We start from the raw sequence: 7,447 nt of genomic DNA, 5'->3' as shown, positions 1-7,447 counted from the left end.
CCGTTGTCCGTTCCCGCCCCGGCCGCCTTACGTACGCCGGTTCTCCTGCGCCGAGCTCCGGTGTACGCCCCTCCCGGATGGAGGGAACCCGGTCAGCGGTTCGTGCCGCGCCGGGGGCTCGGGATCCCCGGCGTTCAGCGCGAGTCGCTGCCCGTGGACTCGATGGCGGCGCGACCCGCCTCCAGGCGCGCCACCGGGATCCGGAAGGGGGAGCAGGAGACGTAGTCCAGCCCCACCTCGTGGAAGAAGTGGACCGAGTCCGGGTCGCCGCCGTGCTCGCCGCAGACGCCGAGCTTGAGGTCGGGGCGGGTGGCCCGGCCGGCCTCGACGGCGTGCCGGACGAGCGAGCCGACGCCGTCGCGGTCGATGGTCTCGAACGGCGAGACCCCGAAGATGCCCTTCTCCAGGTAGGCGGTGAAGAAGGAGGCCTCGACGTCGTCGCGGGAGAAGCCCCAGACCGTCTGGGTGAGGTCGTTGGTGCCGAAGGAGAAGAACTCGGCGGCCTCGGCGATCTGGCCGGCCGTGACGGCGGCGCGCGGCAGCTCGATCATGGTGCCCAGCTTGATGTCCAGCTGGACGCCGGTGGACTGGGCGACCTCGGCGAGCACGCGCTCGCACTCGTCGCGGACCAACTCCAGCTCCTGGACGGTGCCGACCAGCGGGATCATCACCTCGGGGCGCGGGTCACCGCCGGCCAGCCTGCGCTCGGCGGCGGCCTCGGCGATGGCGCGCACCTGCATGCCGAACAGGCCGGGGATGACCAGGCCGAGGCGCACGCCGCGCAGGCCGAGCATCGGGTTCTGCTCGTGCAGCTTGTGCACCGCCTGGAGCAGGCGCAGGTCGTTCTCGTTCGGGTCCTTGCGGGCCTCGGCGAGGGCGACGCGCACCGACAGCTCGGTGATGTCCGGCAGGAACTCGTGCAGCGGCGGGTCGAGCAGGCGGACGGTGACGGGCAGGCCGTCCAGCGCCTGGAAGAGCTCGACGAAGTCGCCCTTCTGCATCGGCAGCAGGGTGGAGAGCGCCTGCTCGCGGTCCTTGTCGTTGTCCGCGAGGATCAGGTGCTCGACCTCCTTGCGGCGCTCCTCACCGAGGAACATGTGCTCGGTGCGACACAGGCCGATGCCCTGGGCGCCGTAGCGGCGGGCGCGCGAGCCGTCCTCGGCGTTGTCGGCGTTGGCGCGCACGGCGAGCCGGCGGCGGACGTCTGCGTGCGACATCAGCCGGTGCACGGCCTGGACCAGACCGCCCTGGACGTCGGCGCCGGCGTGCAGGGTGCCCTCGAAGTACTCGACCACCGGGGAGGGCAGCACGGGTACCTCGCCGAGGTAGACCTTGCCGGTCGCGCCGTCGATCGAGACGACGTCGCCCTCTTCGAGGACCAGGCCGTCGGCGGTGGTCATCCGGCGGCGCTTGGTGTCGACCTCCAGCTCCTCGGCGCCGCAGACACAGGTCTTGCCCATGCCGCGGGCGACGACGGCGGCGTGCGAGGTCTTGCCGCCGCGCGAGGTGAGGATGCCCTCGGCGGCGATCATGCCGTCCAGGTCGTCCGGGTTGGTCTCGCGGCGGACCAGGATGACCTTCTCGCCGGAGCGCGACCACTTCACGGCGGTGTAGGAGTCGAAGACGATCTTGCCGATCGCGGCGCCGGGCGAGGCGGCGAGGCCCCAGGCGATCTGCTTGGACTCGGCGTTCGGGGCGAAGCGCGGGAACATCAGCTGGGAGAGCTGGCCGCCGGTGACCCGCATCAGGGCCTCGTCCAGGTCGATCAGGCCCTGGTCGACCAGCTGGACGGCGATCCGGAAGGCGGCCGCGGCGGTGCGCTTGCCGACCCGGGTCTGGAGCATCCAGAGCTTGCCGCGCTCGATGGTGAACTCGATGTCGCAGAGGTCGCGGTAGTGATTCTCGAGCGTCTGCATGATCGTCATCAGCTCGTCGTACGACTTCTTGTCGAGCTTCTCCAGCTCGGACAGCGGCAGGGTGTTGCGGATGCCGGCGACGACGTCCTCGCCCTGGGCGTTGGACAGGTAGTCGCCGTAGACGCCCTGGGTGCCGGTGGAGGGGTCGCGGGTGAAGGCGACGCCGGTGCCGGAGTCCTCGCCGAGGTTGCCGAAGACCATGGTGCAGACGTTGACCGCGGTGCCCAGGTCGTTCGGGATGCGCTCCTGGCGGCGGTAGAGCCGGGCGCGGTCGCCGTTCCAGGAGTGGAAGACGGCGTGGATGGCGAGGTCCATCTGCTCGCGCGGCTCCTGCGGGAAGGCCCGGCCGGTCTCGCGCTCGACGATGCCCTTGAACACCTCGACCAGCCGCTTCAGGTCATCGGCGCCCAGGTCGAGGTCGTTGACGGTGCCCTTGGCGTGCTTGGCCTCGTCCAGGGCCTCCTCGAACAGCTCGCCGTCGACGCCCAGCACGGTCTTGCCGAACATCTGGACCAGGCGGCGGTAGGAGTCCCAGGCGAAGCGCTCGTTGCCGGACTGCGCGGCCAGGCCGGCCACCGAGGCGTCGGAGAGGCCGATGTTCAGGACGGTGTCCATCATGCCGGGCATGGAGAACTTGGCGCCCGAACGCACCGAGACGAGCAGCGGGTCGTCGGCCTGGCCGAGCTTCTTGCCCATCTCCTGTTCGAGGGCGTCCAGGTGGGCGCTGATCTCCTCGTGCAGCGAGGTGGGCTCGCTGCCGGTCTCCAGGAAGACCTTGCAGGCCTCGGTGGTGATGGTGAACCCCGGAGGGACCGGGAGGCCCAGGTTCGTCATCTCGGCCAGGTTCGCGCCCTTACCGCCAAGAAGATCCTTGAGGTCCTTGTTTCCTTCAGTGAAGGAGTAAACAAACTTCTGCTGGGACGCCACGGGTCGGTCTCCTCGCACACGGTTGCCCTGACGCCGGAGAACATACCCATTTCGAAGGCGCTTCCGCGCCGCCAATAGGGCGTACGTCATCAGGATCGGCAAGTAACCCGCTAGATCGAATGCACTGAATGGCGTTCACCTCTGGTGGTGAAATCGTCCGGCTGACGCTAGCGAGTGTTCAAGTCTTGAAGACAGAGAAACCGGAAGATCACATGACCGGAACGCTCGGTAGTCGCTGGCGCCCCGGGTCGGCGGACCGGCTTGATTTCCTGCACCCTCAGTGCCGATCCACCGCCGATCCCCTTCGGGAAGCGATCCGCCCCCGACTTGTTCATTTCGTCCTGTCGGCCACCTCCGACCGCCAGGGTATGTGGCCAGCGTCACGAGCGCATCTCACGGTTCGAGCGTAGGCCGCCTCCGCCGGCCGTCGCCCTGCGTCCAGAAACGTGCCCGTTCCGTGACCGTCGACTGCCAAAAAGGAGCCCTCTTGGCCAGATTGGCAAAGAGGGCTGGGCCGCAGTGGCAGTCGACCTGGAGGGGTCATTTTTGCCACTACGTAGTGGTCACCCGCCAGAGGTGTCCGATTCGGCGTCTTCGCTCGGACGGGCGCAGTCATACGGATCGTCCAACCAGCCGTCCGGCAGAACGACCCGGTTGTTGCCGCTGGTCCGTCCGCGCGGGCCGTCGGCGCCGGCCGGCCAGGACTGGGACTGCTCCACCAGGGCGAGGGTTTCGGCCAGTTCGATCAGCGAGGAGGAGTTGGCCAGCTTCACCCGCAGCTCCGAGCCCACCGAGAAGCCCTTGGTGTACCAGGCGACGTGCTTGCGGAAGTCGATCACGCCACGGGCCTCGTCGCCCAGCCACTCGCCGAGCAGCTGCGCGTGCCGGACCATCGCCCGCGCCACGTCGGCGAAGGTCGGGCGGGCGTGGTCCACCTCGCCCTCGAAGATCGCCACCAGGTCCTTGAACAGCCACGGGCGGCCCAGACAGCCGCGGCCGACCACCACGCCGTCGCAGCCGGTCTCGCGCATCATCCGCACCGCGTCGTCCGCCGACCAGATGTCCCCGTTGCCGAGCACCGGGATCCCGGCCGGGACGGACTCCCGCAGCCGGGCGATCGCCGACCAGTCGGCGGTGCCGCCGTAGTGCTGGGCGGCGGTGCGGCCGTGCAGGGCGATCGCGGAGACGCCCTCCTCGGCGCCGATCCGGCCGGCGTCCAGGTAGGTGAGGTGGTCGTCGTTGATGCCCTTGCGCATCTTCATGGTGACCGGCAGGTCTCCGGCGTTGGCCACCGCCTCGCGCAGGATCTCGCGCAGCAGGTTGCGCTTGTACGGCAGCGCCGAGCCACCGCCCTTGCGGGTCACCTTGGGGACGGGGCAGCCGAAGTTGAGGTCGATGTGGTCGGCGAGGCCCTCGTCGGCGATCATCCGGGCCGCCTTGCCGACGGTCACCGGGTCCACTCCGTACAGCTGGATCGAGCGCGGCTTCTCGCTCGGGTCGAACCTGATCAGCTGCATCGTCTTGGCGTTGCGCTCCACCAGGGCCCGGGTGGTGATCATCTCGGAGACGTAGAGGCCCTTGCCGCCGCTCTGCTCCCGGCACAGGGTGCGGAACGGCGCGTTGGTGATGCCGGCCATCGGTGCCAGCACGACGGGCGGCCAGACCTGCATCGGGCCGATGGACAGCGGCGCGAACTCGGCTCCGGCGGCGGTGGCACCGTCGGCGGTGGCGGCGGTGGCGGTCGCGGTGGTCGGCTCGGTGGGTGCGGGCGGGACTGTCATGCGCGGCTGACCTCGGGGACGACGGGTGGGGGACTCTTCATTGTCCCCCACCCGGCCGAGCCGCCCGGGGCCGTCGCGCTCGCCCCGTCGCCCTCGCCCCCGTCGCCCTCGCCCCCGTCGGCGGGTCACCCGCCGGCTGGGGCGTCCTTCGCGAAGACCGACACCGAGCCGGAGCTGACCGAGACCCTGATCTTGTTCGGACTGGAGCGGTCGGCCAGCGTCGGGTCTATGCCGCCGCGGGCCAGCGGGGACGCCCCGCCGTCGAAGTCGTAGCGGGACCCACGGGGCAGGCCCAGCACCACCGACCCCGAGGTCACCCCGATGTCCACGCTGCGCGGTACCGCCGCGAAGCCCAGCTCCATCGAGCCCGAGGTCGCTGCGGCGTTCACGGTCGGGGAGGTGAGGCGGCTGCCCCGGACGGAGCCGGAGGTGGTGCGCACGGTCACCGGGCCGGACACGTCCGCCAGGGCGACCTCCCCCGAGGTGGAGAGCAGATCGATCTCCCCCGCCACCCCGACGAGGTCGACGCTGCCGCTGGACAGCCTGCCGGTCACCGCGACGCCGGGCGGCACGTCCAGCTCGATCACCGCGCCGCAGCCGAAGTCGCTGACCGGCAGCACCTGAGTGCAGCGCATCCGGACGTCGAGCCGGTCCTGGTCGAAGAGCGCCGAGACCACCGGCATCCGGACCATCCAGTTCAGGTACTGGCGGACCACCACCTCACCCGCCCGCCCCGGCCTGATCCGGACGGCGGCGTTGGCGGTGTCCAGCCTGACCGTGGTCACCGCGACCGGGTAGGAGGCCTCCGAGCGGGTGCGCTGCTGCACCGCCACCGCCCAGGTCTGCACGGCGCCGACGACCAGCGCCACCGCGAGCGCGAGCGTGCCGAACACCCGCCAGGCCCGGTGACCGCGACGGCCCTCCGGTGTCCGCTGCTCCGCGCCGGCCGCCGTCCCGCTCCCCGTCGTCGTGCTCGCCGTCGTCGCGCTCCCCCTGCTCGCCGTCATCGTCAGCCCACGTCCAGGAAGCGCAGCACCGCCAGCACCCGCCGGTGGCTCTCGTCGGCGGGCGGCAGGTCGAGCTTGGCGAAGATCGAGTTAATGTGCTTGGCCACCGCGCTGTCGCTGACCACCAGGGCGCCGGCGATCGCGGCGTTCGACCGGCCCTCCGCCATCAGCGCGAGCACGTCCCGCTCGCGCGGGGTCAGCCGCTCCAGCGGGTCGCGGTGGCGGCGCACCAGCAGCTGGGCGACCACCTCCGGGTCCAGCGCGGTGCCGCCTTCGGCGACCCGCTGCAGCGCGTCCACGAAGTCGTCGACATTGGCCACCCGCTGCTTGAGCAGATAGCCGACCCCGCTGGTGTTGCTGCTCAGCAGGTCCGCGGCGTAGCGCTCCTCCACGAACTGGGAGAGCAGCAGCACCGCCACCTCCGGCCACTGCCGGCGGATCACCAGCGCGGCCCGCACGCCCTCGTCCGTGAAGCCTGGGGGCATCCGGACGTCCGCCACCACCACCCGCGGGCGGTGGTCGCGCACCGCGGCGAGCAGTTCCTCGGCGTCCCCGACGGCGGCGGCCACCTCGTAGCCCACCGCCTCCAGGACTTTCACCAGGCCGACCCTGAGCAGGACCGAGTCCTCGGCGATCACAGCACGCACGGCAACTCCACGGTGATGGTGGTCGGGCCCCCGACGGGGCTGAGCACGGACAGGGACCCGTCGACCGAGGCGGTGCGCTGGCGCAGGCCGGTCAGGCCGGAGCCGCGGGAGGCGTCCGCCCCGCCCACGCCGTCGTCGCTGACGACCAGGCGCAGCCGGCCGCCGGCCGTACGCACCGAGACGTCCGCCCGGGAGGCCCGGGCGTGCTTGGCGACGTTGGTCAGCGCCTCGGAGACGGTGAAGTAGGCGACCGCCTCGACGGTCGGCGCTATCCGCTCGGCCAGCTCGACGTCCAGCCGGACCGGCAGCGGGGCGCGGGCCGCGATGCCGGAGAGCGCCGCGTCCAGGCCGCGGTCCTCCAGCACGGCCGGGTGCAGGCCGCGGACCAGGTCGCGCAGTTCGTCGATGGCCGCCTGCGCCTCCTCGTGCGCCTCGACGATCACCTGCATCGCGGGGGGCGGGACGTCCTTGAGGGTGCGGCGGGCCAGGCCGAGGTTCATGGCGAGCGAGGTGAGCCGCTGCTGGGCACCGTCGTGCAGGTCGCGCTCGATCCGGCGGCGCTCGGCGTCGACCGCGTCGACCAGGCCGGCCCGGCTCTCGACCACCTCCTCGATCCGGTGCTCCAGCTGGGCGGTGCGGCCCGGGCCGAGCATCCGGACCGCGGCCGCCTCGTCCAGCCGGGCCAGCAGGCGGGCCACCGTGGGCAGCACCGCGAGCAACAGCAGCCCGCCGACGGTGAGCGGGATGTCCAGCTTGGGCCACTGGTAGCGGACCGGTGAGGTGGGCGGCATCAGCCAGGACCAGCCGAAGACCGTCGAGGCCGTCAGGCCCGCGCCCCACCCGTACACCACGGCCAGCGAGCAGGCCGCGACCAGCGGGCCGACCACCAGGTGGTACCAGACCTGGCGCCAGCTGACGCCGGTGCGCAGCGCGGTGAGCAGGCCGGCGGGCGTTCCGGTCGAGCGCAGCAGCGGTGGGACCTCCACCCCGCGCAGCGCGCGCAGCCGACCGCGCTGGGCGGCGGTGAGCGGGCGGACGGAGAGCAGGATCGCGCCCAGGACGACCAGTGTCAGCATCGGGGCGAGGAGGATCAGCCAGGCGGGCAGGGAGAGCGGGATCCCGGCGGCGAGGAAACGGGTGTCCCGCCAGGCCGCCGCCGCCCGCGCCGG

The 7,447-nt window shown here is 71.7% G+C and carries 5 protein-coding genes; all 5 read right to left on the bottom strand.

Annotation, left to right across the window (positions count from 1 at the left end):
* Positions 1-134: 134 nt before the first annotated feature.
* Positions 135-2,933 carry a pyruvate, phosphate dikinase gene (gene ppdK / locus ABD308_RS03345; RefSeq protein WP_344325383.1) on the bottom strand — a complete coding sequence of 933 codons (2,799 nt, stop codon included), beginning with the start codon at positions 2,931-2,933 and terminating at the stop codon, positions 135-137.
* Between the two features lie 473 nt (positions 2,934-3,406).
* Complete coding sequence (gene dusB, locus ABD308_RS03340) at positions 3,407-4,513, bottom strand: tRNA dihydrouridine synthase DusB (RefSeq protein WP_344325380.1); 1,107 nt, start codon at positions 4,511-4,513, stop codon at positions 3,407-3,409.
* 236 nt (positions 4,514-4,749) lie between these two features.
* Positions 4,750-5,631 (bottom strand): DUF4097 family beta strand repeat-containing protein, encoded by an 882-nt coding sequence (locus ABD308_RS03335; RefSeq protein WP_344325259.1) that lies wholly within the window; start codon positions 5,629-5,631, stop codon positions 4,750-4,752.
* 2 nt (positions 5,632-5,633) lie between these two features.
* Positions 5,634-6,278, bottom strand: coding sequence for a response regulator (locus ABD308_RS03330; RefSeq protein WP_344325257.1), 645 nt, complete (start codon positions 6,276-6,278; stop codon positions 5,634-5,636).
* The coding region (locus tag ABD308_RS03325; protein ID WP_344325255.1) for a sensor histidine kinase at positions 6,266-7,447 on the bottom strand (1,182 nt) is incomplete at its 5' end. The genes ABD308_RS03330 and ABD308_RS03325, both read right to left, overlap by 13 nt.

It is taken from the genome of Kitasatospora putterlickiae (genome assembly GCF_039527695.1).
GTDB lineage: Bacteria > Actinomycetota > Actinomycetes > Streptomycetales > Streptomycetaceae > Kitasatospora > Kitasatospora putterlickiae.
The sequence above is the reverse complement of the archived record's forward strand: the minus strand, read 5'-3'. Positions and strand labels throughout refer to the sequence as shown.

What these genes read in the sequence shown, in the direction of transcription:
- ppdK (WP_344325383.1), bottom strand. Translation starts at nt 2,933, where the DNA reads ATGACGTACGCCCTATTGGCGGCGCGGAAGCGCCTTCGAAATGGGTAT.
- dusB (WP_344325380.1), bottom strand. Translation starts at nt 4,513, where the DNA reads ATGCAGGTCTGGCCGCCCGTCGTGCTGGCACCGATGGCCGGCATCACC.
- ABD308_RS03335 (WP_344325259.1), bottom strand. Translation starts at nt 5,631, where the DNA reads ATGACGGCGAGCAGGGGGAGCGCGACGACGGCGAGCACGACGACGGGG.